The sequence below is a fragment of the Mycobacterium senriense genome, assembly GCF_019668465.1.
Classification (GTDB): Bacteria; Actinomycetota; Actinomycetes; order Mycobacteriales; family Mycobacteriaceae; genus Mycobacterium; species Mycobacterium senriense.
Genome location: NZ_AP024828.1, coordinates 4,305,689 through 4,331,040, shown reverse-complemented (window position 1 = coordinate 4,331,040; position 25,352 = coordinate 4,305,689). Strand labels below are relative to the sequence as shown.

Genomic DNA, 25,352 nt, shown 5'->3' with positions numbered 1-25,352 from the left:
CCTCCTTAGCTTTTGCCGTGGCGCACCTGATTGAAAGGCACACCGCGGTCGTCGGCACGCTCGCGCGGGAAGTTCAGCACCCGCTCGCCGATCACATTGCGCGCCATCTCGGTGGTACCGCCGCCGATGCTGGCGGTCTGGCGGCCCAGATAGCGCGTCCCGATATCGACCAACCCGCCGTCGTCGTCAACCACCGCCGCCGGGCCCGCCACGGCCAGCGCGGTGTCGGTCTCGACGTCGTGCACCTCGGCCATGTACAGCCGGATGATCGACCCGGCGGCGGGCGGAAGCGATCCGCCGGCCACGGCGTGGAAGACGTGTTCACTGAGTTGGCCATGCACGGCCCGGTGTACCAGCGCGCGGCCGACCATCTCCTCGAGTCGTCGGTTCCCAGCCTGATTGGTCTTTTCGAGCAGCGATACCAGGTCGACCGAAACGTCGTGGGCCTCAGCGATTCCCGGCCCGCTGGTGTACTCCGAGCCGTCCCCCATCGTGCGCCGCTCGTGGTACAGCTGCCGTGACGCGACGTCCCATCCCTTGCCCGGTTCACCCACCACCGCGTCGTCGCCCACGTCGACGTCGTCAAAGAACTCTTCGCAGAATTCGATGGAGCCGTTGACCTGCTTTATGCGGTTGATGGTGACGCCGGGATGGTGCAGCGGCACCAGGAACATCGTCAGCCCATCGTGTTTGGGCACGTCCCAGTTGGTCCTGGCCAGGCACAGGCCATAGTCGGCGGCGAACGCCCACGTGCTCCATGTCTTGGCGCCGTTGATGATCCATCGTCCGTCCCGCCGCTCGGCGCGGGTGATGACGCCCGCCAGATCCGATCCCCCGTTGGGCTCGGACAGTAATTGCACCAGCACCTCGTCGCCGCGCAACGCGGCGGCAATGTGCGTACGCTTCTGCTCCGCGCTGCCCATGTCGAGAATCGTTGCGCAGCAGATGGCGAACGACGGGACGTTGAGCAGGAGCGGAGTCTCATACTCCTGGGACTCGACGTCGAACGCCTTTTTGTATTCGTAGCTCAGTCCGAGGCCGCCATACTCGCGCGGGAAGCAGATCCCGGCGAATCCGCCCTCCCACAGCAGCTTTTGCAGTTCGCGAGCCCGATGCCAGGACGGCAACTCATCGCGCTCCAGCTGGGCCGCCTTGGCCGGATCGAGTCGTGGCATGGTCGCGGCCAGCCAGGCCCTGGCCCGGCTCCGAAATTCTGCGACCGACTCGGAAGTCACCGGCTGGCCTCCCGTTCGAGCGTCGACCTTGTGCTGGGCGACTGTACAGCACCGCCCCACGGGTGTACAGGTTGGCGCCTCAGGAGCGGTTCAACGTCACCGCGGCGCGAATGAGGGCCGTCAAAGCCTTCTCATCGATCTTGTCGCCCTCGTGGAAGTCAATCGCGCGCCTGGTGTTTCCGTCCAGGCTGGAGTTGAACAGGCCCGCGGGATCCTGCAGCGACGCGCCCTTGGTGAACGTCATCTTCACGACGTTCTTGTACGTCTCGCCGGTGCAGATCATCCCGTCGTGATACCAGGTGGGAACGCCCCGCCACTTCCACTCTTCGATCACCTCGGGGTCGGCCTTCTTGATCAGTTGCCTGATGCGCGCGAGCATCTCACCGCGCCAATCCCCCAACTCCTTGATCCTGCCGTCGATCAGTTCAGCGGGAGACTTTGCTGCGGCGTCGTCCTTGGGGTTCGCCATCGTGGCTCGCTTTCGGTGAGGTTGTCGCTCGCCGGACCGTACATCAATCGATGGTGTTCGCCACGCCCACACGCCAACACCCAGTGTCCGGCCGCGAGGCCGCCGGCAAGTAATCTGCGGTCGACTCGTGCCAGGGCGTGTGACGATGCGCGGCCCGGCCGTATGGCCGCTGCCCGCCCTGGCGAACAAGGAGCCTCCATGACCGATACACATCCCTTCGACGAAGCCCTCCAGCTCGAGTCGATCGGCGCGGACGTCAGGCGCGGCCGCACGCACCCGGAGTGGGCCAACATGGTCGGACCGTTCGGAGGGATCACCGCCGCCGTCCTGCTGCGCGCCGTCGAGGCACACCCCGATCGCATCGGGGAACCGCTGGCCCTGACCGTCAACTACGCCGCTCCCATCGCCGACGGCGACTTCGACATCACGCTGCGGGCCGCGCGCACCAACCGGACCAATCAGCACTGGATCGTCGAGCTCAGGCAGGAGGAGGTGGTCAAGACGACCGCAACCGCGATCTTCGCGGTACGGCGCGAGAGTTGGGCCGACACGGAGAGCCACCCGCCGAGTGCGCCGGCGCCCGAACAGGTGCCTGCGGTCGATCCGGGCCTCGTTCGATGGACCAGCCGCTACGACACCCGATACGTCGAGGGCGCGATGCCCGGCAAAGGCGGGGATCCGAGCCCGTCGTCGACCTCTACCTTGTGGGTCCGCGACGGCGCGGGACGCCCGGTCGACTATCCCGCCCTCGCCGCGTTGTGCGACATCTTCTACCCGCGGGTGTTCCTGCGCCGCGGCGGCTTCGTCCCGTCCGGGACCATCTCCCTGACCATGTATTTCCACGCCGATCAGCCTCAGCTCGACGCCCTTCACGACGACTTCGTGCTGGCCACCGCGCACGCGAACCGCTTTTCCCGCGGCTATTTCGACCAGAGCGCGAAAGTGTGGACCGCCGACGGCGGGCTGCTGGCCACCACACATCAGATCGTCTACTTCAAAGGGTGACGGGTTTACACTTCGCCAGTGAAACGTCACGCCGGGACGCTTACCGAAAGAATCGAGCCGCAATGACAGAGCACGCGGAGGGCCTGGCGGCCGAGACGCTGCCGGCGATCGAATCCATCAAGCAGCTCAAAGCCCGCTACTGCCGGTACCTGGACACCAAGGACTGGGTGGCATGGCGGACGATCTTCGCCGACGACTTCGTCAGCGACACGTCGGAAGCCGGCGGCAAGGTGATCGCCGGCGCCGACGATTTCGTGGCGTTCACCCGCCGGGCCCTTGGCCGCCCGACGCAGCCCACCGCCCACCAGGTGCACACACCCGAAATCGAGCTCACCTCGGCGACGACGGCGCGCGGAACATGGGCGCTGCAAGACGTGGTCCGATTCGGGCCCGGGGTAACCTTGGTCGGCTACGGCCACTACCACGAGACCTACGAGAGCATCGCCGGCCAGTGGCTTATTAAGAGCTCCAAGCTAACTCGACTCCGCGAGGACATCGTGACGCCGTTCTTCTCGATCTACATTTCGCCCCGGGTCCGCACGGCGATCGGCCGGATCGCCGCCCGGCTGATGGATCGGTGACGCATCCATGACAGTCGACACCGTGTTGGTCACCGGCGCATTCGGGCAAATCGGTAAGCGCTGCACGCAGATCCTGCTGCAGCGGGGACGGACCGTCGTCGCGATGGACCTGCGCAACGACAACACCGTCGCCGCCGAAAAAGAACTCGCCGCCGGCGGACAGCCGGGGACGCTGGTTCCCGCGTACACCGATCTTCTGGACGCCGAGGCGGTGAGCGAGCTCGTCGCCGCTCACAACCCCGGCGCGGTCGTTCACCTGGCCGCCGTCGTCTCCCCGCTTTCGTACCGCAACCCCGCGCTGGCCCGGCGCGTCAATGTCGGTGGGACCGAGAATCTTTTGGCTGCCTGCTCGGCGCTCCCGCGCCCGCCACTGTTCCTGATGGCCTCCAGCGCCGCGGTATACGGATCGCGCAACCCCTACCGTCAGCCCGAGCGCATCACCCCGGACACCCCGGTGAACCCCATCGATCAATATGGCCAGGACAAAGTGCTCGCCGAGGCGGCCATCCGTGGCAGCGGACTGCCGTACGCGCTCTTGCGGCTGGGCGGCGTCATCTCGCCGGACACCCACTCGACCGTCAACGGCGATTCCCTGCTGCTGATGCGGTCGATGCCGGGTGACAACCGCATGCATGCGGTGGACGCGCGCGACGTGGCGCTGGCCTTCGCCAACGGGGTCGATCGCGAGGCGACCATTTCCGGCAGAGTCGTGCTCATCGGCGGCAACGAGTCCTACGTGCTGACGCAGCGCGGGCTCGAAGACAGCCTGATGCGGGCCGTCGGCCTGGGCTCGCTGGGCCCGTCGACCAGCCTGCCCGGCGACCCGGCCGATGACCGAGGCTGGAGTTTCACCGGCTGGTACGACACCACCGAAGCGCAGGCGCTGCTGGACTTCCAGGAGCACGACTGGAGCCAGACGATGGCGTGGGTTGCCGAATCGCAGGGCCACCTGCGCCTGCTGCTGCGGGTGCTTGCCCCGGTGCTGCGGCCGGCGTTGCGTGCGGTTTTGATCGTTCAGCGCCGGCTCGAGGGACGCGGCCCCTACGCCGACCCGTGGACGCTGATCGAAAAGAAGTACGGCACAGCGGCATTGGCGACCGTCGACTAGCGGGGCTAGCGGTCGATCCAGGCCATTTGCGCTTCGGCGTGATGCCCTCCGACGGGCGGGGTGAGTCCATCGAGTCTGGCCAGTTGGTCGGCACTGAGTTCCACCGCGTCGGCACCGACGTTTTCTCCCAGACGCGTGACACGCTTGGTACCCGGAATAGGCACGATGTCAGGGCCTTTCGCGAGTAGCCAGGCCAAGGCGACCTGGGCCGGCGTCGCGCCGACGTCCGCGCTGATGTCGCGCACCTCGTCCGCGCACCGCAGGTTGTGCTGAAAGTTGTCGTCGAAGAACCGCGGGTTGGTCTTGCGGTAGTCGGTATCGGGCAGCTCCTGGGTGGAGCGGATGGCGCCGGTGAGGAAGCCACGGCCCAACGGCGAATAGGCAACAAACCCGATCCCCAACTCGCGCAGCGCCGGCAGGATCTCGTCTTCTTGATCGCGTGTCCACAGCGAGTACTCCGATTGAACGGCCGTAAGTGGGTGCACCGCGTGGGCGCGACGAATCGTGTCCACGCCGACTTCGGACAGGCCGATGTGGCGGATCTTCCCGGCGGCGACCAGCTCGGCCAGCGCACCGACCGTCTCCTCGATCGGGGTCTGGCGGTCGAGACGGTGCTGGTAATACAGATCGATGTGGTCGGTCGCCAACCGTTGCAGCGAACCATCCACGGCCACGCGGATGCTGGCGGGGCTGCTATCGAGGCCGTCGCGACCGGTGTGCGAAATCAGGCCGAATTTGGTTGCCAGGACTACTTGATCGCGTCGCCCCCGCAGGGCACGGGCCAACAGTTCCTCGTTGACGTACGGGCCGTAGACCTCGGCGGTATCGATCAGCGTGACACCCAGGTCGATGGCGCGATGAACGGTGCGGATCGATTCGGCGTCGTCACTGCCCGCGCCGGCATAGGCCACCGACATCCCCATCGCGCCCAATCCGAGGCGACCGACCTGTAATTCGGCGAGTTGAGCCAATTTCATGAGTTGTCTCCTGTTCGACGGTTGCGCGAGACTCCGCTGAGTGCCGGACGGTACCGTGGCGCTGTGTGCCGCGTCGAGCTTCCCCCGATCTGATGGACCGCGCAAACACCGCGCGGCCGGCACGCAATCTGGCGGTCGACTACTACCGGGTATCGGGCGTGGTGCTGATCGTGCTGGGACACTGGCTGGCCGGATCGGTGACCTACCACGACGGGCAATTCGGCCGGCAGAACCCGCTCGTCGACCTGCCCTGGACCCAGTGGCTGACGTGGCCCTTCCAGGCGGTCCCGGCGTTCTTCCTGGTTGCCGGCTACGCCGCCGCGGTGTCCTGGACCCATCGGCACGACGCCGACGGGGTATCGCGTCGAACCTGGGTGCAGCACCGGTTGGCGCGGGTCCTCGGACCGACAGCGGTCTACGTCGTGCTGGTGTCGCTGGTGGTGGTGGTCCTTGGCGCCTGCGGAGTGGCGGGCTCGGTGCTCGAGTACGCCGGCTGGGCGGTGGCGATGCACCTGTGGTTCCTGGCCGTGTATCTGGTGGTGGTATCGCTGACACCGATTGCGATTGCCGCACAACGCCGTTGGGGACTGCTGGTGCCGGGCCTGCTCGGGTTGGCCGTCGCGGCGGTGGATGTCGCCCGGCTCGCCGGGCACGTGCCCCACCTCAACTGGGTGAACTATCTGCTGGGTTGGGGCACCCTGTATCAGCTCGGGATCGCTTGGCATGGCGGGGCATTGGCCGGCCGCAAACCCTGGCTATTGGCCGGCGCTTCCGCGGTGGCGCTGGCGCTGCTGGTTTGGCTCAAGGCTTATCCGGTCAGCATGATCGGCGTCCCCGGACAGACCATCGACAACACGACACCACCGACCGTGGCCCTGTTGGCATTCGGATGCGCCCAAACCGGAATCGCGATGGCGGTCGCGCCCGCGCTCAACCGTGCGCTACGCGCCATCCGCGTGGAGCGCGCGTTGTCCGTCGCCAACAACAACATCATGGCCCTCTACCTGTGGCACATGATTCCCGTCGTGATCGTGGCGATCGTCGGTTACCCGGCCGGGCTGTTGCCGCAGCCGCCCGAAGGTAGCGCGGACTGGTGGCTGGCCCGGCTCGAGTGGGTGGTCATCCTCAGCGTCGTGACCGCTGTCGAGATGGTGCTGCTGTTCTGGGCGCGAAGGCTTTTCGCCGCGCCCCTGCCCCTGCTCGGTGTCCCGCTGACCGAGCGCTGGGTGGAGCCGGTGATGCTGGCCGGTGCCGCGATGGCGGCCTACGCGCTGTCCATGATTGCCGCCGAGGGCTTCGCCCCCGACGGGCGTTTTCCGTGGCTGACCGCCGCGGTCTTCGCGGCCGGAGCGCTATTGGCGGCGTTTCGCCCCACTCGGCAGCCGGGAGCGGCCTGACCCTGGCGTTGACAGCCTCTGGGCTCGCCCGTACCGCGAGGAAGCATTGCGCCGGTGAGGTTGTTACGACGGGTATGACCGCGACGGGATTCCACGAGGGAGAACTCGCAGTGCAGCGCCGAGCGGGTGTCGAAGCCGAGGCCGGGCGGCTCGAGAGCATGCTTGACTCGTCGGATCTGTCCCGAGGCGCCGCAAGCTTTCTCGCGTCGCAGCGGTTCGCCGCGCTGACCGGACGCGACCACGACGGCCTCCTGTGGGTCTCGCCGTTGGCCGCGCCACCAGGTTTTCTCCGCGGTCAAGAAGGTGTGTTGCACGTGTCTGCCGCTCCCCGTGACGGGGATCCCCTGCATGAGATTCAGACCGGTCAGCAAGTCGGACTGATCGCCATCGACTTCGCCACCCGCCGCAGGCTACGGATAAACGGCGAACTTGTCGGTGCTGACCACAACGGCATGACCGTCCGCGTCGACCAGTCGTACGGCAATTGCCCCAAGTACATTCACCGCCGCGCGATTGATGTCGCTAGCCTTGCCGCCCCTCCTTCGAAACGCCCGGGACGCGCAACGGTTCTCGGTCCCTCCGATCGAGCAATGATCGCAACGTCCGACACGTTCTTCTTGGGCACCAGCCATCCCACACGCGGTAGCGATGCATCACACCGCGGCGGACCACCCGGATTTGTCCGCGTCGACTCACCGGATTTGCTGTGGTGGCCGGATTTCCCGGGGAACAACATGTTCAACAGTTATGGCAACCTGGCGGTCGACGACAGAGCCGCATTGCTGTTCCTCGATTTCGATACCGGCGCCACTGTGCAGATCAGTGGGACCGCTTACGTGCGGTGGACCACCGGCGCGGCTGGTGATGAGGGCGATGTTGGCAGGAATGTCGCATTCTCGGTCGACGCCGTCGCAACACTAGCCGGTCCGGCCGTGCATAAATAGCGACGCCCATCGACATGCCTTGAGCCACAACGCGTTCGGCCGTCGGATCCCAACGGCTAAACCTCTCCGAAGATGCTGTCAAGCAACGGACGTCGACACACTGCGCGTGCCTCAGCGGCGCTGAGCCCGAACAGCCGAAGAAGGCTTTCGGTGACCGTGTCGGCGGCGTGAGCGTCGTCGCGGTCCGGCTGATCCCGCAATAGATTGCCCAGGCCCAACAACGCACCCCCGGCCATGGCGAGGGCGAGTTCGGGATCGTCCACGGTGAACCTGCCGGCCTCGACGCCGGCTTTGATGTCGCGCAGAGCGCGTGGCGCCAACCCGTTGGGCGACGACAACAGCGCCAACCCGTTGGCCAACAAAATCTGGCTCTCCTGCGGGCGTCGCCGGAAGAGCCGGCCGGTCAGCCGGAAACTGGTGGCGAACGTCTCGGCCGGATCGTCGAGGGATTCTGTGAGGCGGTCCAGCATCGCACCGTACGCGTCGAGTACGTCGGCGACTGCCGCGTCGAACAGCTGCTCCTTGCTGTCGAAGTGGTTGTAGAACGAACCCATCCCGACGTCGGCGGCCTGGGTGATCTCCAAGACCGGCACGTTGACCTTGCCCTCGGCGATCAGCCGCTGCGCGGCGCTGACCAGCGCCGCTCGGGTGCGCTGCTTACGCCGCGCCAAGCGGTTGGGCGTCTGACTGTCGGGCATCGCGCTCATCTCCAGCAGTATGCATCAGTTATGAGGATTCCATCAGAAACTTGACTGAGCGTTAACTCGCATGTGACGATTTCGTCAGTTAGTGTGGGAGACAGCTGATGAACTTGACCAACAGCGCCCAGCGGGATGCGCACAGCCCGCAGGGCGCGCTACCTGGCGAACACCCCGGCCGGTCGCGCAACCCCGTGATCAAGGTCGTCGACATCGCCTGGCTGGTGTTCGAGCGACCGGACCTGACGCGCGCGGAGGCATTCGCGCGGGCCTTCGGTTTTCAGACGGCCCAGCGCACCCCGGACGAAGTGCAGTTGCGTGGCACATTGCCTGGCGGACCGTGCCTCATCCTTCGTCGCGGCCCGAGGCAATGCTTCGCCGGGGTGACGTTTCGTGCCTGCGACGAGACGGACGTGTCGAGGTTGGCCGACGCCCACGACGCTCTCACGCGGCCGCTGCCCGACGCCGTCGGTGGCATCGCGGTCGATCTGGTCGACCCCAGCGGGACACCGGTCAGCGTTGCCGCCGGCATGATCGATCTACCGGAATTGTGTGCGCAGCAACCTCTTTCGCTCAATTTCGGAGCCGCCCCGCAGCGCCTCAACGAAACCCAGCGTCCGCGACGGGCGCCGGCCCGCGTGTTGCGTCTGGGCCATCTGGTCATGCAGTCGACGAAGTACCGCGAGGCGCTGAACTGGTACCTGGACAACCTGGGGATGATCGTCAGCGACTTCTTGTACTTCCCCGGCCAGCGTGACCGGGGACCGACGATGAGCTTCATCCGCTGCGATCGCGGGCTCACCCCGGCCGACCATCACACGCTCGCGTTGGCGCTGGGCCCGGCCAACCGTTACGTCCATTCGGCGTATCAGGTCAGCGACCTCGACGCCCTGGCCGCCGGCGGCGAATACCTGCGCGAACGCGGCTATTTCCGGTCCTGGGGAATCGGCAGACACATTCAGGGCAGCCAGATCTTCGACTACTGGCGCGATCCCGACGGCTACCTGTTCGAGCACTTCGCCGACGGCGACCTCTTCGACAACACGCTCGAACCCGGATGGGCGCCGTTCACCGCCTCCGGATTGGCCCAATGGGGACCCGCGGCGAGCAGGGACTTCCTCGGCACAGAACTCAAATCTGTTCGACACGAACTAGTTTCGATCGCCACCGCACTGCGAGCACGCAACGAATTCGATTTCGGCCGCCTGGCCGGACTACTGAAAGTGCCAACCTCATGACCGTTTCCGTCCTGCGCACCGCCGACGCCTGGTGGCTCAAAACCCCGAACGGTGCCGCGAAGATCGACACCGCCGCCACCAGCACCGCCGGGCTGCTGGCCGACCGGACCGCTATCGATGCGGCGGCCAACAGCGCCGACATCGTAAAGCTCGACGGTCTGCGATTGGCCTCGCCGGTAACCAGGCCGTGCCGGGTGATCGCCCAGATGACCAACTTCGAGTCGCACGTCAAGGACGCGGGCATGGATTCGTCGTCGGTTCCACTGACCTTCTTTCGCAAGGCGTCGGCGTCGATCAACGGCCCGTTCGACGACATCGTCAAACCGGCACACGTCAAGCTCCTCGACTACGAGGTGGAGATCGGCCTGGTGATCGGGCGCACGATCCCGGTCGGCACCAACATCTCCGATGCCAACCTCGGCGACCTCATCGCCGGGCTGGTCGTCACCAACGACGTCTCGGCGCGCGATGTCCAACTTCCGCAAACCCAGTTCTACGAGGCCAAGTCGTATCCCACGTTCACCCCGGTGGGCCCGGAGCTGGTGCTGCTCAGTGCGGACGAACTCAAGCGGTTCGGCGATCTGCGGCTGCGGTTGAGCGTCAACGGCGACGAGCGCCAGAACGCGCTCGTCGACCCCGACATGCTCTACCGGCCGCTGCAGGCCCTGCAGTCACTGACCCAGTTTCAGGAACTCGCGCCCGGCGATCTGGTACTCACCGGGACCCCGGCCGGAACCGCATTGAGCGCTCCGCCGAAGCCGCTGCAGATCATCGGGAACCTGTTGCCGCCCAAGCTCAAGTGGAAGGTCTTCTTCTCACGCCAGGCGGACAACACGAACTACCTGCACGACGGTGACATCGTGGAGGCATCGATCGGCACCGACGACGGTGCTGTCGATCTCGGAACGCAGCGCGCCACAGTACGATTCGCGTGAGCGGCGGAGACGGTCGGCGTAGCTCGGTTGTCATAGTCGGCGCCGGACCGACCGGCGTCACTGCCGCGACCCTGCTGGCGCAACACGACGTGGATTGCCTGGTGCTCGATCGTTGGCCCGCCGTGTACCCGCAGCCGCGGGCCGTGCACCTGGACGACGAGGTCTATCGCATCCTCGCCCGCCTTGGCATTGCCGACGACTTCGCGTCGATCTCCCGGCCCACGCTCGGGTTGCGGTTGCTGGCCGCGGATTTCGGTGTCCTCGCCCAGTTCAACCGCGACCAATCCCGCGTCGCGAACGGCTTCCCGCCGGCCAACATGTTCGACCAGCCGGAGCTGGAGACGCTGCTGCGCGCCAACCTCGAGCGCTACCCCAACGCGCGATTGCGCGGCAACGCCGAGGTCACCGCGATCACCGACGCCAGCGACGGTATCCGCGTCACGTTCGCCGACCGTGCCGACGGCCGCCTGCACCACGTGGACACCGACTATGTGCTGGGATGCGACGGCGCCAACAGCATGGTGCGTGCCCACATCGATGCCACGATGCGGGACTTGAACTTTGAGCAACGCTGGCTGGTCCTCGATGTCGCCACCGATGCCGATCTGGGCCAGTGGGAGGGCGTGCATCAGGTTTGCGACCCCGCCCGCGCCGCAACCTACATGCGCATCGGAGATGCACGATACCGATGGGAATTCCAGCTGTTGGCCGACGAAAACGCCGAGCAGTACGGCACATTGGACGCAGTGCGGCCGTTGATCGCACCGTGGACGGCAACGGTGGCCGACAGCGAGCTGACCCTGCTGCGCGTCGCCGAGTACACCTTTCGCGCTCAGATCACCGACCGGTGGCGCCGAGGCAACGTGTTCCTTCTCGGCGACGCGGCGCACCTCACTCCCCCGTTCATCGGTCAAGGTATGGGGGCAGGGGTTCGGGACGCGGCGAACCTGGCGTGGAAGCTCGCCGCGGTCCATCACGGCACCATGGGTGCGGACGTTCTGGACAGCTACGAGCAGGAGCGCGCGCCACATACCCGACAGATGATCCGCTTCGCGTTGGGTATCGGCTGGGCGATGACCGGCGGTGGCCGCGCGGGCGACGCGGCGCGGCGGGTGGTGTTGCCGCGGCTGCGCTTCATCCCGGGCCTACGCCACCGGATCGTCGATTCCAGCACGCCGCCGCTGCATCGCTCTGCGCTGGTGTGCAATTCGGGCCGGCTCACCGGCAGGCTCTGCCCGAATCCCTTGCTGCGCGATGGCTGGCGCGTCGATGAAGAGCTCGGCGCGCATTTCGCGCTGATCACCACGGTTCGTCCGTCGGCCACCGACGAAGCATCCCTGCGGCGCCGCGGCGTCGTCGTCCTGATCCCCCAACCCGGTGATGACCTGGCGGCGTGGTTGCGCCGGGGGCGCGCCCGCGCTGCCGTGGTGCGCCCCGACCGGACCGTCGCCCGGGCCGGACGTGATGTTGCGGCATTGTGCGCGTGGACAACCGGAGTGCTGCGCGAGCCGCAGTGACAGGTTTATGCGGACGGTGGCCGAGCGACGATGACCGGTACCCGGACCGAGTGCAGGACCGCGTTGCTGACCGAGCCCAATAGCATCCTGCTCAGACCGCCCCGACCGTGACTGCCGACGACCACCAGCTGTGCAGCACCCGCCTTGTCGATGAGGTGCCGCGCCGCCCGGTCCCGAGCGACGAATCGATGTACGGAGACGTCGGGATAGCGTTCTTGCCAGCCCGCCAGGCTCTCGGCCAGGCTGCGTTGCGCTTCGCCTTCGACCGCCGGCCAGTCGATGTCGAAGACTTCGACCACCGCGGCGTCACTCCATGCGTGAATGGCCACCAGATCCACACCGCGACGCGACGCCTCGTCGAACGCGATTTCCGTCGCGAGTTCGGACGCCGGTGAGCCATCGGTGCCCAACAGGACGTAACCATTCCGCGGATCCGGCAGCTCACCGTCCCGGACAACCGCGACCGGACAATTCGCGTGCCGCACCACCGCCGAGCTCACCGACCCGAGCAGCCCACGTGCCAACAGCCCGCGGCCGGAGCTGCCCATGACGATCAGCTCCGCCGCATCTGACATCTTCAGCAGGGTCGGCACCGGAGGCGAATACATGAGTTTCCGGCCGATGGACACACCGCGGTTGGCCGGCATCGCGTCTTCGGCGACTTTCGTCGCGTGCATGATCGCCTTTTTGCCTTCGTCTTCCAGGCTGGTGACGAGTGACTCCGGGTACGGAACCGGCGGGAATGTCGCGGTGGGAGTCGACACCGCGTGCACGACGGTCAGCGGGATGTTTCTCATCGCCGCCTCCCGGGCCGCCCAGGCAGCAGCGGCGGTTGACGCCGGCGAACCGTCGACCGCGACGACGATACCGAGTTCTTTGACGGGTGCGGACATTACGTTCTCCCTCCATCGTTACCGACGCTATCCCGAGAAGGGCGAGTCAGTCGTGAGGCTTTAGTCCTCAACCGTCGGGCCGGAGGTCTCCCGTCGCCGGCTAGATCTTGCGGCGCTGCAGTTGCGCGATGATCCAGAACGGCAACGCCACGAACACGGTGCCGCCGATGAGGTTGCCCAACGTGGTGATGCCGATGTTGGTGAGCAAACCGTGTTGGCCGAAACCCCAACCAATCGCGCCTCGGGGTGCGACCGGGTGAAAGAGGTTGAGCAACAGGGGAAGACCGAGAAATCCGACATTGGCGATTACGTGCTGGGTACCGCCGATGACGAAGGCGAACGGCCCGTAGAACGCGAATGCCATCCGGGCGACGTCACTGCGGGCCTTGAAGAACATGCACATCGAGGTCTGCAGGAACCACGTGCACACCACGGCGAGCAGCAGCGCCGTCCAGAAGGGTTGGCCGGCCTTCAGCGTGCCGACGGTCGCCGCTCGCTCGGCGAACGCGCCCAGGTAGGGGCCGCCCGCCGCGGCGCACACCGTGACGAACACCAGCGCGCCGAGAATGTTGCCGATGAGTCCGACGGTCACCAGCACGATGTAGCCGCGCACGCTCAGCGTGCGCTTGAGCACTGCGAGAAAGCCGGCGGCCATGTCCGCGGTGATCAGCGACATGCCCGACACCAGGATGAGGACGAAGGACATCCCGAAGGCCAGGCCCATCAAAAGGCTTGCCACACCGGGGGTCTTGACGCCGGTGCTCACCACCAGCGACAGCAGGGCGCCGAACGCCACCATCACACCGCCCACCAACGAGCGCATCAGGAATGCCCAGGGGTGCGCGGCCTTTTCCACCGCCATGGCCACCACCCGATCCACCATGGCGCCCACCGACAGCGGCTCGAACGGATCCGCCGGCGGGCCGCTTGCCGTGACGCCAGAACGGAACGCGGTCACGTTATCCGCAACCACAGCGTCGCTCTGAAGCTGCGGCGCTTCAGCGTTGATCGTCATCCGTGTTCGCCTTTCCTCAAGGTGTTGATCGCGCTGAAGACACCCGCAATGTGGTCCTCGCTGAGCTGCTCCCCGTCGAAGACGTGGCCGAGCAGGATCTTGAGGTCGAGCATCTGCTGCAGGTAGATCAGGCAGGGCGGGCATTCGTCGAGGTGTTTGGCCACGATCGGTCCCCACTGTTGCGGGTCGGCGTCGACGAGATCGTCGACCAGGCGCACGAAGTCGACGCAATCGATCGCGGGAACGGCGTTGTCATGAACGGTCATGGTTGATACCGCTTTTCCAATTCGGCTCGGAGATTTCCCCGGGCGCGATAGAGCAGCGCCCGCTGCGCCTCGGCGGACAGTTCGAGAAGCGCGGCCGCCTCGTCGGCCGAGGTTCCGACGATGTCACGCAAGATGACCAGTTGCCGCTGCCGTTCGGGTAACGCATCCAGCGCCGCCCGCACGTAGCCGAGGAGTTCGCTTTCGACGGTGTGGTCTTCGGGGAGAAAACGCCGCGACGGGGGCAGGCGCCAGTGTCCGGCATCGGGGTGACCGGCGGGATGCATGCGGCCCGACAGGGGGTCGTCGGCTTCACCCTCCGCGGCGGCCAGCACCTCATGGTGGCGAATCCGCGATTCCCGCTGCCGGTGCCGCGATGCGGTGTGTCTGACGATGCCGAACAGCCAGGTGCTCACCGACGAGCGACCCTGAAACGAATCCGACGACTGCAGCACCTGCACCCATGCCTCCTGCACGGCTTCCTCGGCGACCGTCGTTGAATCCACCATGGTGCGAGCGAAATTCACCATTGGCCGGTGAAAGTCGCGCACCAGGCTGGCCAGCGGGACACCGCCGACCAGCCGTTCGGATTCGGTGCCCTCCGGCGGCACCGCCACCGGAGTCACCATCGACCCGCGCTCAGGCGCATCTGGCCAGTTCCCAGCGCAGTTGCCCTTCGGACGGGGACTGCACGGGGATGAACGCGGCCTCCCGATAGCGCCGGCTTGCCGGCGTCCTGCTCGCGTACCCCTTTCCGCCGGCGGTCCGGATCTCCAGGTCAGCGCTGGCGCTGGACAATTCGGCCGCCGCGAGCCGCAGGGACAGCAGCTCCTTCTTAGTCGGCGGTTCGGCTCCTCCGACGGCCGCGGCCAGGTTCACCAGGGTGGCTTCGGCGTCGATCAGCTTCTGCGTGACGCGGTCGACATCGTGACCGAACACCGCGTTGACGCCATCGAGCCCCAACCGGGCCTGATCCAGGGTCGTCCGGGTCAGCCCCAGGCACATGGCGGACTGCAGGACAAGGAAAGTCGGGCGCACCGCCTGCAGGAAGCCATCGAAGTCGCGCGACAGCACCTGTTTGGCGGGAACGTAGGCACCGTCCAGGTTCAGGTAGGAAGAGGCGGTGCTGCCCATGGCCAGCAGATCGAAATGCTCGCCAACGACCACGCCGGGCGTGCCCAGGGCCAGCGCGACGATCAGTTTCTCGCCGGCATCTGTACGCACCGCGGTCACCATCGTCGAGTCGGGATACAGGTTGCTGGCCCACCTGATCGGCCCCGACACCTGGTAGCCGCCCGCCACGGACGTAGCGGTCAACTCCACGCTGCCGCAACCGGCCGCCTCCTTGAACGCCGCGGCCATCGCGGTGACGCCCAGCACCGTTCCCGAAAGCAACGGCGCGACCGCAGCATCACTGAATTCGGTTGCGGCCGTGAGCAGATACTCGATCGCCATGCGATGCGCCCACAACGAGAAACCGGTGCTCATGCATGCCCCGGCGATCAACCGAATCACGTCGGCCATCACCGGAAGCTGGTTGTCGATGTTGCCCGGGGCGCCGATCCCGAGCAGTCCGGCCTCTCCCAGCCCGGTGAAGCTGCGACGGGAATGATCTTCGCCGCGGTCCAGCGCACCGGCGTGAGCCCGAATATCCGCCAACAGTTCGACATCCAGCGTGCCGGCCGCAGGATCGATGGTCGCCGTCATCTCGCTTATTCCGTGCTCAGAGCCGAGTCGACAATCACCGGGTTGCGAAACGTGTTCAGCACCGGTGACCAGGCGATGGCGTTGTCGTGGATCTCTTTCAGCGTGGCATCGTCGGCGTCGCCGGTCAGGCTCACCCTGCAGCGGACCGCGCTGAATCCCAGGCGCTTGTCCTGTGGGGTGTCCCCCACGCCCCATACCGCGGAGATGTCGATGTCGCCTTCCATCTCGACCTCGATCTTGGTCAACGTCACGCCACGATGGGTCGCGTTGGCCAACAGGCCAACCGACACGCATGAGCCCAGCGCGGCCAGCGCGGTCTCCGAAGGATTGGGGGCCGAGTCATCACCCAGCAGCGCGGGCGGCTCGCCCACCAACATCGGCGCCAGGCCGCGGACGTAGGTCATGTTGCGGAACCCGTTCTCGCACACCGTCTTGGCTTTCAGTGTCTTCCTGCCTGTCTCAGGGTTGGCCTTGGCGTTACAGGACAGCCGGTCAAGGCCTTCGGCGTCGATGACGAGCGCATCGGTCATGTGACTCTCTCCGTTTCTCGCTGATTCTGCGGCTTCACGGAGTTAGTGCGCGGCGGGCGCCGATGCGTGACGGCGGGCGCGCTTGAATTACCGGCCCGACACGAAACTTCACCCGTCTGAAACGCTGCCCCGTCGAACGGCCACCGCCGATCGGCGAGATTTGCTCAGCTGAACAGGCTTTGCCCGATGTAGTGGCCTTCAGCCGGCGGCGGCGGCACCGCGAAGATTGCTGACCCGATGTGGCGGATGTATTCGTTGAGCAGGTCGTGTGCGCCCAGCCGGTTCTGGAGGCGAATAAAATCTTGGGGATCTTTTTGGTACGAGATGAACAGCAGACCGGCGTTGAGTTGGCCGTTGGCGTCGAGACCGTCCGTGTAGTTGTAGGAGCGTCGACGGATCATGATGCCGTCGTTGTTCTCCCGGGCGGCAAGGCCGACGTGAGACATCGGATCGATGAGCGGGTTGCCGTCGGTGCCTTTGGCGGCGAAATTCGGTGTGTCGAATTCGTGCTTGCCGCTCAGCGGCGCCCCTTCTTCTTTGGTGCGCCCGAAGATCCTCTGCTGATGGCCGATCCGGTCGACATCCCATGTCTCCATCAACATCCGGATCTTGCGTACGACCTGGTACGTCCCGCCATTCATCCAGGGCTGGTCGCTGTTGTCGACCCAGACGAATTTGGCGTACTCCTCGTCGGTGGCGATGTTGCGGGTACCGTCCTTGAATCCCAAGAGGTTTCGTGGCGTGTGCTGGCCGGGGCCGGCGGAGGCGCGACCGAAACCCAATACCGCCCAGTATGGCGAGACGATGTTGCGGCCGAGCCGGGCCAGGTTGCGCACGGCGTGGTAGCAGACCTGGGGGTCGTCAGCGCACGCCTGCACGGACAGGTCGCCGCCGTGCAGGCGCGGATCCAGGTTGTCGCCGTTGATCGGCGGCAGGTCGGTGAACACGGCGGGTCGCCGGGCGGCCAGTCCGAACCGGTCGCCGAACAGCGACGGGCCCAACCCGATAGTGACGGTGAGACTGGCGGGGCTCAGACCGTAGGCCTCGCCGGTGTCGACCGGCGGCTGCACCTCGACCTGGGGCTGCACGGTTCCTACCGGCTTGCCCTGCTGCAGGATCGCGGCGGCCGCCGACCAGCGTGCCAACAGGGTCTGCAGCTCGGTGCGGCCCGCGCCGCCGGCCACGGAGAACGACATGAACATGGCGTAACGCTGTGGCGGCGTCTCGATTCCGCCTTGGTGGGGCTGACCGTAGAAGGGGTAGCTGCGGCGTAGATCGACGGTGTCATCGTCGTCACCGCGTTGTCCCGCCGCCATCGCGTGACCAGCGAAACCGCCACCGACGGCGCCGAGGGCGGCGCCGCCGAGCCCGGCCAGCATGGCGCCGCCGAGCGCGCGCCGACGCGACACCGTGGTGGCGTCGGCCGGTGTGCCGGCGTTGTTCGCGTCGCCGTCGGAGGGTCCGGTGATGTCGTCGGTCATGATCAGCCGGCCGTGACTACTTTTTGGGCGACGGTGGACAGGCTCTGGTGTAGCGGCTGGATCACCGCGGTCAACTTCGGTGCGTCGCTGGCCTTCAGCGCCGCGGTGTAGGTCTTGTAGCCGCCGAGTGCGGCCGGGTCGCGATACCCGTCCAGCGTGGCGAGCACGGTCTGGAACTGCTGATCGATCTGGTGGACCAGATTGGCATCGATCTTCTCCAGGCCCGGCCGTAGCGACGCATACGCCTGCTGGGCACCTTCGACATTGCCCGAAAAGTCCACCAGGTCAATGTGACTGAAGGCCTCTTCCTCTCCGGTGATCTTGGTGTTCTGGATCTCTTCGATCAGGTCGCTGGCGCCGTTGGCCAGATCCTCGGGCTTGTACTGCAGGCCCGCGACGATGCCGTTCAGTTTGCCGACGTTGCCCAGCAATTCGGTGCTGAGCGCCTTCGTCCCGGGCGTGATCGCGCCACCCTGCCACAGATCGCGCTCGATGGCGTGGAAGCCCTTCCAGCCGACCTTCGCGTCGACCGGCGTCGACTCACGCATGTCGATCAGATAGTCCAGGCTGCCGGCATTGTCGCCGACCGAAAAGCCCGGCAGCACGAAACCCTCCACGGTGGATTCCGAACGCTCCCAAAACAATCGGGCTTTGGCGTAGGCCGTCTTTGCAGCGTCGACGTTGCCCGATTGCACGGCCGCATCGAGTGCCTTCACGCCGTCGTTGAGCTGACCGATCTGGTTCACGATGTAGGCGGCGTAGTCCTTGGTGCCCTGGCCGAGGATGCTGGCCACGGTGCCCGTCGGCGTCGCCGGCGCTTTACCCGTCACCGTCAGGGTCTGGTATTCGGTGCTGGCCCCCGGGCAGTAGAGCTGGTAGGCGCCGCCGTCCAGCGAGACCGTGAACGACACCGGGTCCAGCCCGGGCGCGAGGTTTTCCTTCTCGCCCACAATCCGCTGGTCCCTGAGCAATTCGACCTCACTGATGCCCGGTGCGTTCGTGTTGGCGACCGTGAACGTCACCGGCCCGGCGGGCACGCTGGTGGTGTCCAGTGCGCAGCCGTCCGCGCCGCCGTTGTTGGCCAGGCTCACCTTGACCGCATCAGCGGTCCCCGGCTTCGGCTGCTGAGCATGGTTCGAGTTGTCGCCCGAGTGGCCGCACGCGGTCACCGGCAACACCGCCGTGGCAACAAGAACCGTTGCGGTCAAGCAGAAGTCACGGGACCGGCACGTTGCCGAGGCGATGCGACTCACCATCAATCGATTTCCTCTCATCCTCTTGCCTGCGGTCCACGCGCACCGAGGCTATTGCTGACAGCGCGCACGCCAACGCAAATCCCGCTAACGCCAATGGAAGCCAGACAGTCCAGAGCTGCCGCTCCCCGCGATCGCGGTCGCGGGCGACGATCTGAGCCACCGCCGCGTGGTCTTCGGCAGCGGACGTGGACCAGTCCGTCGCCAGCCCACCGAGACTGACAGTCTTGGCCCCCGTCAAGCCACCGCCGGTCAGAATCGCCGTGCGGTTGCTCGTCGTGTGCGCACTGATCACGGAATCACCCCGCGCGAACACGGTGTACATCGTGGTCGTCGACCATTGACCCTGGAACGGTCCCGGAGTACGGCCGGCCGCGAGACCGACCGGCAGCCGGCCTCCCGCCATGCTCAGCAACTGATCCAGCGTGACGTCTGGCGCGCCGTCGGCCCCCGCCGCGTCGGTAGCCAGCCATACCTGTACCGGCACACCGTCCACCGTCTGGTCGTCTGCGGGGATGAGCACGACGTTGCGGGCGGTCGAGGTGCTGTCCTGGGGGGCGACGGCCAGCTCACGTCCGTGCGGCCCCGTCACCATCGACACCGCAGCGGTGTGGCCGTCGCGGTCGGTGACGGTGCGCACCCGCGGCGTCTGCGACGAGCCGGCGGCGGGCGTCATCAGGGTCAGCCCCGCCCCGACGACGATCAGCACCGCCGACGTCGCCGTCAGCAGCCTGCTCCGGGCTCGCGGCGTGGCGGCGAGCCGAGCGGGCCAGAGAAAGACGACCAGTACCGGCACGGCATAGAGCAGCCAGCCGAGCACCTCGATGAGGCGAGGGTCGGCGGGGATGCCGAACACGCCGGTCGTCGCCGCGCCCAGCACCGAATTGCTGGGTATCCAGCCGGACAGGTCGAGCACCTGTTGCTGGCCGATGGTTACCCATCCGGCCTCGTGCGCGGTGCGTAGCGCACCCAGCACCAGCCCGGCGGCGATCAGCACCAGAAACACCCCGGTGACCCGGAAGAACCGGCCAAGGTTGATCCGCAGACCGCCGTAGTACAGCCCCACCCCGAGCCCGACCGACGTGACGATGCCCACGGCGCCGCCCAGCACGGCGAACCACCGGTTGCCATGCGACGTCTCGGCGGCCGCCAGCAGGAACACCGACGTCTCGAAGCCCTCTTTCAGAACGGCCAGGAACGCCATGACGACCAGGGCGAACGCCCCACCACGGTTGACGGCCTGGCGCGCTTCGCGCTCGAGTTCCCCCTTGAGCTGCGCGGCGTTGCCGTTCATCCAGATGATCATCGACGTCACGAACACCACCGCGATGGCGTTGATGACAGTCTCCATCATCTCTTGCTGGGCCTGCGGCAGGCTGGCGGCGAACAGGTCGAGGCCGACGCCCACGCCGACGCTGAGCAGCACGGCCAGGGCGACACCGGCGAACATCGGGCGGATCGACTGGCCGTTTCGCTTGAGGAAGGCACCGACGATGCTCACGATGAGCGACGCCTCTAGGCCTTCACGAAGACCGATGAGGAACGTGCCGATAAATACGCCGAATACGCCCTGCATACGCCCTGTTTCCGTCCCGCCGATCGGGACTGTCGGCTTAGCGTAGCCTAACTAAGCCATGGGCATTAGCCCTGGTCCGCTGGCTGCCGCATCAGGGGACCGGTGCCGTCACGAAGTCGATCAGTTCTTCGACCCGACTGATCAGTGCCGGCTCCAGATCGTTCCAGTCGCGCACCCGCGAACGGATATGCCGCCATGCCCTGGCGATGTCCGCCTGGTCGTTGTGCGGCAAGCCAAGCGCCTGGCATACGCCGTGTTTCCATTCCACCTGCCGCGGCACCTTCGGCCAGGCGCCCAGGCCCAACCGCTGCGGCTTCACGGCCTGCCAGATATCGACATAGGGATGACCGACGACCAGCGTGTCGCTGCCGCCAGGCCCCCGCCGCACCGCATCGGCGATCCGCGCCTCCTTGGAACCCGCGACAAGGTGATCGACGAGCACCCCCAGCCGGCGCCCCGGCCCGGGGGCGAATTCGGCGACGATGTCCACCAGGTCGTCCACGCCACCGAGTTGTTCGACGACGACGCCTTCGATTCGCAAATCCTCACCCCACACCTGCGCGATGAGCTCGGCGTCGTGGCGACCCTCGACGTAGATGCGGCTGGCCCGCGCGACGCAGGCGCGAACACCGGACACGGCGACCGAACCGGACGCGGTCCTGCCCCCGGCGGTCGACGCCGGCCGGCGCGGCGCGGTGAGGATGACGGGACGCCCCTCGAGCAAATACCCAGGGCCCAAAGGGAAGCCACGCACGTGACCGCGCCGGTCTTCCAGGTCCACTCGACCGTATTCCACGCGCACGATCGCGCCGACATAACCCGTCTCCACGTCCTCGACCACCAGGCCCAGTTCGGCCGGGTGCTCGGTCGAGCGCGGCTTGCGTCGCCCCGCGGCGAGGACATCGGTTCCATAGCGATCCACCACGCGGCAATACTAGAAAGCCTTGCGGCCAAACACCGTTACGGCGCGCCACGTTCGGCGAATCGTCGCCCAAGTCACTCTCGGCGCGCCCGCGGCTGCCGCCGTAAAAAATGCGTTTAACTGTGTGGCGTTACGCAGCTGATGAGCTCGCCGATGGTACGTTGCTAGCTAAGCAAGCACTGCCGCTTACGCGCAACGTGCGGCGGTTAGCGAGGTGGACATATGGACCTGTCGCATTGGGTGACGAGCATTGTGGCTTTTGTGCGGGCCGGCTACCCCGCCGGCATGCCGGCCACCGGGTACGTCCCGCTGGCGGCTTTGACGCGCCGACGGCTCTGCGACGACGACATCAACGACATCGCAAGGGATCTCATCGCGCGTCGGCTCTGGCCGATCGGTTCAGTTGATATCGGCGTCCAGATCACCCGGATCACCAACCAGCTGCCCTCCCCCGACGACGTCGCGCGCATCCAGCGACGCGTTCATGCGCTTCGCTGCTCCCGCGGATAGGCGTCGCCGAACGATTCACCACCGTCACGGTGCTTTACGCAACGGGGCGCCGCAGGCCACCAGGTAATCCGTGTAGCTCCAGGTCCGCAGAAACTGTTGGCCCGCTTGCAATCCTCGCGCGTAGAGGGCCTCGCGTTGCTGCGTGGTGAGGGCGGGATGCCGGGGCCGAACACCAAGTCGGCACGGTTTGCATCCACCCGCAAAGCCCCTCACCGGGTCGAGCCGGACGTGCCTGTACGGCGCGCCGAAAATTACTTCGATGGCGGGAACACGATCAACAGATTCGGCGGCCATCCACACCGAAGAAGTGCAAGTGCCCGGGTTCCGGATGCAGACGTACCCTGCTGCCTTTCCGTGGTGGGTTGCGCCCGTCGGCCCGGGCGACGATGGGCGCGTCGATTACCTTGCCGGAGCCGGTGATTCGCCCATACAGGTAGGCGTCTGCGCCCAGCTCCTCCACCACGTCGACCTCCATCTCGACACCGAGGCCACCCAGCTCGAAATGTTCGGGACGGACCCCGACCACGACCTCACCCGCGCTGCCGGCGATCTCCCGGGGCAGAGTGATGGGCCAATCGCCCAACGACACAGCTGAATCCACGATGGGAAGGGTGAACAGGTTCATCGCCGGCGATCCGATGAAACCCGCCACGAAGACGTTGTCCGGGTTCCGATACAGCTCGCGCGGTGGCGCGAACTGCTGCAGTACCCCGTCGCGCAGGACGGCAACGCGGTCGCCCATGGTCATGGCCTCGACCTGGTCGTGGGTGACGTAGACGGTGGTGGTGCCCAGCCGCCGTTGTAACGCGGCGATCTGGTTACGCGTCTGCACCCGGAGTTTGGCGTCGAGATTGGAAAGCGGTTCGTCCATCAGGAACACGTGTGGCCGGCGCACGATCGCGCGGCCCATCGCCACGCGCTGGCGTTGCCCACCGGAAAGATCCTTCGGCTTACGATCGAGATAGGGTTGCAGGTCAAGCAGTTTCGCCGCATCCAACACCCGCTCACGAATCTGGTTTTTCGGGGTCTTGGCGATCTTCATGGCAAAGCCCATGTTCTGGGCCACCGTCATGTGCGGGTAGAGCGCATAGTTCTGAAAGACCATCGCGACGTCGCGATCCTTGGGGTCTACGTTGGTCACGTCCCGGTCGCCGATCCGGATATGCCCGGAGTCCACGGCTTCCAACCCGGCCACCATGCGCAGCGACGTGGTCTTGCCGCACCCGGACGGTCCGACCAGGACGACGAATTCGCCGTCTGCCACCACGAGGTCCAGGTTGTCCAGGGCCGGGCGGTCGGCTCCCGGGTAGCGCCGCGTCGCTTGCTCGAATGTCACCGAGGCCATGGCTAGCCGCCCATTCCGGTGACGGCGATTCCACGAACAAACGAGCGTTGCGCGATGGCGTAGATGACGACCAGGGGCAGCATGATAAGCATCGAGGTTGCCATCAGAACCGGCCACCGGGCAACATATTCGCCCTTCATCCTGACCAGGCCCAGGGTCAGGGTGGCCAGGCTGTTGCGCTGAATCATCAGCAACGGCCACAGGAAATCGTTCCAGACGTTGACCCAGGTGAGCACGGCGAGCACCATCACCGCCGGCCGTGCGTGGGGCAGCAGGATTCGCCAATAGACCTGCCACGGCGTACAACCGTCGAGTATCGCGGCCTCCTCCAGATCGGTGGGCAGGGTGCGAAAGAACTGGCGCATCAGGTAGGTGCCGAATGCGCTGCCGAAGAAACCCGGTGCGATCATCGCCCACGGGGTGTCGACCCAGCCCAGGGTTCGCATCACCAGGAATTGCGGGATCACAGTCACCGTGAGGGGCACCATCAACGTGCCGAGATACACGACGAACAGCGCATCGCGGCCGCGAAAATCCAGTCGCGCAAAGGCATATCCGGCCAGGGAGCAAAAGAAGACATGGCCCGCGGTGACGCACCCCGCATAGAAGACGGTGTTGAGGAACATCCGCCCGAACGGCATCAGTGCGAACACCTCGGTGTAGTTGGACCACCGCGGGTGGGCCGGCAGCAGCGTGGGCTCGCTAACCTCGCCTTCCGTTTTCAGCGAACCCGACACCGCCCACGCGATCGGGAACAACGCACACCACGCGACGGCGAGCAGCGCGCCATAGACGATGCCGCCGCGCACCACGGTGTGCCTGATGACGCCCTCACTTGAGGCCACGCGAAGTCTCCAAAGATCGTCGATGGCTGACGCGCAACTGCACCACGGTCAGCACCAGCAAGACGGCGAACATCACCCACGCCAGCGCGGATGCGTATCCGAATTCGAGGAACGAGAACGCGTGCTGGAACAGCATGATGCCCAGGACGTAGGTCGCCGATTCCGGCCCGCCGCTGGGGCCGTTGAGGACATAGACCATGTCAAACGCCTGGAAGGCGTGGATGACCGAGATGATGATCACGAACGATATCGACCCGCGGATCAACGGGACGGTGATGGAGACGAATTGCCTTATCTCGCTGGCGCCGTCGATCTTGGCCGCCTCGTAGACCGTTCCCGGTACGCCTTGCATCGCGGCCAACAGGACGACGGTGGCGAAGGGCACGCTGCGCCAGACGCTGACGATGCACAACGAGGCCATGGCCCAGTGCGGGTCGACCAACCACGGGACCGGGCCGAGCCCGACCCAGCCGAGCATGATGTTGAGCAGGCCGTTGTCGGTGTTGAAGACGAACTGCCACACCACCGCCATCACGACCGACGAGATGGCCAGCGGCAGAAAGACGATCGTTCGGAAGAGGCCGATGCCCCGGACCTTCTGATTCAGCACCCCCGCGACGGCGAGGCTGATGAGGACCGTCGGCACCACCGTTCCGAGGGTGAAGATCACCGTGTTGCGGATGGCGATCGGGAAGAGCGGGTCGGAAGTGAACAGGTCTGAAAAGTTCTTCAGGCCCACAAACTTTGGCGGGGTGAACACATCCCATTGCTGAAAACTCATGTACAGCGAAAAGCCCAGCGGAAACAGCATGAACACGGCGACCGCCACCATGTTGGGGGCGACGAACAGCCGGCCGGCCCAGCCGTGTCGGCGCCATGGGCTCGGATCGTCCGGGACCTTTCGCGTC

At 66.1% G+C, this 25,352-nt stretch carries 26 protein-coding genes; 9 read left to right on the top strand and 17 right to left on the bottom strand.

Annotated elements, in window-relative coordinates; genetic code table 11:
- Positions 1-5 precede the first annotated feature (5 nt).
- On the bottom strand, positions 6-1,235 hold the full coding sequence (locus tag MTY59_RS20310) for an acyl-CoA dehydrogenase family protein (protein ID WP_221042742.1): 1,230 nt from the start codon (positions 1,233-1,235) through the stop codon (positions 6-8).
- A gap of 79 nt (positions 1,236-1,314) precedes the next feature.
- A complete protein-coding gene (locus MTY59_RS20305) occupies positions 1,315-1,704 on the bottom strand; it encodes a DUF1801 domain-containing protein (protein ID WP_221042741.1) in 390 nt (129 codons plus the stop codon).
- A 198-nt stretch (positions 1,705-1,902) separates the two neighbouring features.
- Here MTY59_RS20305 and MTY59_RS20300 point away from each other — a divergent pair, with 198 nt between their 5' ends.
- The 3 genes from MTY59_RS20300 to MTY59_RS20290 all read left to right on the top strand — a co-directional run bounded on the left by MTY59_RS20300 (position 1,903) and on the right by MTY59_RS20290 (position 4,398).
- A complete protein-coding gene (locus tag MTY59_RS20300) occupies positions 1,903-2,709 on the top strand; it encodes an acyl-CoA thioesterase (RefSeq protein WP_221042740.1) in 807 nt (268 codons plus the stop codon).
- A 62-nt stretch (positions 2,710-2,771) separates the two neighbouring features.
- Positions 2,772-3,290 carry a nuclear transport factor 2 family protein gene (locus MTY59_RS20295; protein WP_221042739.1) on the top strand — a complete coding sequence of 173 codons (519 nt, stop codon included), beginning with the start codon at positions 2,772-2,774 and terminating at the stop codon, positions 3,288-3,290.
- Positions 3,291-3,297: 7 nt separating this feature from the next.
- Positions 3,298-4,398, top strand: coding sequence for an NAD-dependent epimerase/dehydratase family protein (locus MTY59_RS20290; RefSeq protein WP_221042738.1), 1,101 nt, complete (start codon positions 3,298-3,300; stop codon positions 4,396-4,398).
- Between the two features lie 5 nt (positions 4,399-4,403).
- Here MTY59_RS20290 and MTY59_RS20285 read toward each other — a convergent pair whose 3' ends face one another.
- A complete protein-coding gene (locus MTY59_RS20285) occupies positions 4,404-5,375 on the bottom strand; it encodes an aldo/keto reductase (RefSeq protein ID WP_221042737.1) in 972 nt (323 codons plus the stop codon).
- A gap of 92 nt (positions 5,376-5,467) precedes the next feature.
- On the opposite strand from MTY59_RS20285, the gene MTY59_RS20280 reads away from it, so the two are divergent.
- On the top strand, positions 5,468-6,772 hold the full coding sequence (locus tag MTY59_RS20280) for an acyltransferase family protein (RefSeq protein ID WP_221046550.1): 1,305 nt from the start codon (positions 5,468-5,470) through the stop codon (positions 6,770-6,772).
- Between the two features lie 74 nt (positions 6,773-6,846).
- Positions 6,847-7,716 carry a pyridoxamine 5'-phosphate oxidase family protein gene (locus MTY59_RS20275; protein WP_221042736.1) on the top strand — a complete coding sequence of 290 codons (870 nt, stop codon included), beginning with the start codon at positions 6,847-6,849 and terminating at the stop codon, positions 7,714-7,716.
- Between the two features lie 56 nt (positions 7,717-7,772).
- On the opposite strand, the gene MTY59_RS20270 is transcribed toward MTY59_RS20275, so the two are convergent.
- Entirely contained in the window at positions 7,773-8,423 is a 651-nt protein-coding gene (locus MTY59_RS20270; RefSeq protein ID WP_221042735.1) for a TetR/AcrR family transcriptional regulator, read from the bottom strand.
- Positions 8,424-8,521: 98 nt separating this feature from the next.
- Here MTY59_RS20270 and MTY59_RS20265 point away from each other — a divergent pair, with 98 nt between their 5' ends.
- The 3 genes from MTY59_RS20265 to mhpA are packed head-to-tail and all read left to right on the top strand — an operon-like array spanning position 8,522 to position 12,104.
- Positions 8,522-9,652, top strand: coding sequence for a VOC family protein (locus MTY59_RS20265; RefSeq protein ID WP_221042734.1), 1,131 nt, complete (start codon positions 8,522-8,524; stop codon positions 9,650-9,652).
- Positions 9,649-10,587, top strand: coding sequence for a fumarylacetoacetate hydrolase family protein (locus tag MTY59_RS20260; RefSeq protein WP_221042733.1), 939 nt, complete (start codon positions 9,649-9,651; stop codon positions 10,585-10,587). Before MTY59_RS20265 ends, MTY59_RS20260 begins: the two co-directional genes overlap by 4 nt.
- Positions 10,584-12,104: a bifunctional 3-(3-hydroxy-phenyl)propionate/3-hydroxycinnamic acid hydroxylase MhpA gene (mhpA, locus tag MTY59_RS20255; RefSeq protein WP_250160606.1), complete on the top strand. Its 1,521-nt coding sequence runs from the start codon at positions 10,584-10,586 to the stop codon at positions 12,102-12,104. Before MTY59_RS20260 ends, mhpA begins: the two co-directional genes overlap by 4 nt.
- A gap of 5 nt (positions 12,105-12,109) precedes the next feature.
- Here the strand turns inward: mhpA and MTY59_RS20250 are convergent, their stop codons facing one another.
- From MTY59_RS20250 to MTY59_RS20205, 10 genes are all read right to left on the bottom strand, one after another.
- A complete protein-coding gene (locus MTY59_RS20250; protein ID WP_221042732.1) occupies positions 12,110-12,997 on the bottom strand; it encodes a universal stress protein in 888 nt (295 codons plus the stop codon).
- Between the two features lie 100 nt (positions 12,998-13,097).
- Positions 13,098-14,012 (bottom strand): formate/nitrite transporter family protein, encoded by a 915-nt coding sequence (locus tag MTY59_RS20245; RefSeq protein WP_221042731.1) that lies wholly within the window; start codon positions 14,010-14,012, stop codon positions 13,098-13,100.
- Positions 14,009-14,278: a hypothetical protein gene (locus MTY59_RS20240; RefSeq protein WP_221042730.1), complete on the bottom strand. Its 270-nt coding sequence runs from the start codon at positions 14,276-14,278 to the stop codon at positions 14,009-14,011. The genes MTY59_RS20245 and MTY59_RS20240 overlap by 4 nt, the downstream gene beginning before the upstream one ends.
- Positions 14,275-14,904 (bottom strand): RNA polymerase sigma factor, encoded by a 630-nt coding sequence (locus MTY59_RS20235; RefSeq protein WP_221042729.1) that lies wholly within the window; start codon positions 14,902-14,904, stop codon positions 14,275-14,277. Before MTY59_RS20235 ends, MTY59_RS20240 begins: the two co-directional genes overlap by 4 nt.
- Positions 14,905-14,914: 10 nt before the next feature.
- A complete protein-coding gene (locus MTY59_RS20230) occupies positions 14,915-15,982 on the bottom strand; it encodes an acyl-CoA dehydrogenase family protein (protein ID WP_221042728.1) in 1,068 nt (355 codons plus the stop codon).
- Positions 15,983-15,987: 5 nt separating this feature from the next.
- Positions 15,988-16,512, bottom strand: a complete 525-nt coding sequence (locus tag MTY59_RS20225; RefSeq protein ID WP_221042727.1) for an OsmC family protein — start codon at positions 16,510-16,512, stop codon at positions 15,988-15,990.
- Positions 16,513-16,676: 164 nt separating this feature from the next.
- Complete coding sequence (efeB, locus tag MTY59_RS20220) at positions 16,677-17,993, bottom strand: iron uptake transporter deferrochelatase/peroxidase subunit (RefSeq protein ID WP_221042726.1); 1,317 nt, start codon at positions 17,991-17,993, stop codon at positions 16,677-16,679.
- A 2-nt stretch (positions 17,994-17,995) separates the two neighbouring features.
- A complete protein-coding gene (efeO, locus tag MTY59_RS20215) occupies positions 17,996-19,171 on the bottom strand; it encodes an iron uptake system protein EfeO (protein WP_221046548.1) in 1,176 nt (391 codons plus the stop codon).
- A 37-nt stretch (positions 19,172-19,208) separates the two neighbouring features.
- A complete protein-coding gene (efeU, locus tag MTY59_RS20210; RefSeq protein WP_221042725.1) occupies positions 19,209-20,822 on the bottom strand; it encodes an iron uptake transporter permease EfeU in 1,614 nt (537 codons plus the stop codon).
- A gap of 91 nt (positions 20,823-20,913) precedes the next feature.
- Positions 20,914-21,747, bottom strand: a complete 834-nt coding sequence (locus MTY59_RS20205; protein WP_221042724.1) for a DUF3097 domain-containing protein — start codon at positions 21,745-21,747, stop codon at positions 20,914-20,916.
- 219 nt (positions 21,748-21,966) lie between these two features.
- Here MTY59_RS20205 and MTY59_RS20200 point away from each other — a divergent pair, with 219 nt between their 5' ends.
- Positions 21,967-22,254 carry a DUF3349 domain-containing protein gene (locus MTY59_RS20200; protein WP_221042723.1) on the top strand — a complete coding sequence of 96 codons (288 nt, stop codon included), beginning with the start codon at positions 21,967-21,969 and terminating at the stop codon, positions 22,252-22,254.
- Positions 22,255-22,528: 274 nt separating this feature from the next.
- Here the strand turns inward: MTY59_RS20200 and MTY59_RS20195 are convergent, their stop codons facing one another.
- Genes MTY59_RS20195 through MTY59_RS20185 form a run of 3 tightly spaced genes read right to left on the bottom strand, consistent with a single transcriptional unit; the run spans position 22,529 to position 25,276 of the window.
- A complete protein-coding gene (locus tag MTY59_RS20195) occupies positions 22,529-23,599 on the bottom strand; it encodes an ABC transporter ATP-binding protein (RefSeq protein ID WP_221042722.1) in 1,071 nt (356 codons plus the stop codon).
- 2 nt (positions 23,600-23,601) lie between these two features.
- Positions 23,602-24,423: a carbohydrate ABC transporter permease gene (locus tag MTY59_RS20190; protein ID WP_415822606.1), complete on the bottom strand. Its 822-nt coding sequence runs from the start codon at positions 24,421-24,423 to the stop codon at positions 23,602-23,604.
- Positions 24,424-24,430: 7 nt separating this feature from the next.
- Complete coding sequence (locus tag MTY59_RS20185) at positions 24,431-25,276, bottom strand: carbohydrate ABC transporter permease (RefSeq protein WP_221046547.1); 846 nt, start codon at positions 25,274-25,276, stop codon at positions 24,431-24,433.
- Between the last annotated feature and the right edge of the window lie 76 nt (positions 25,277-25,352).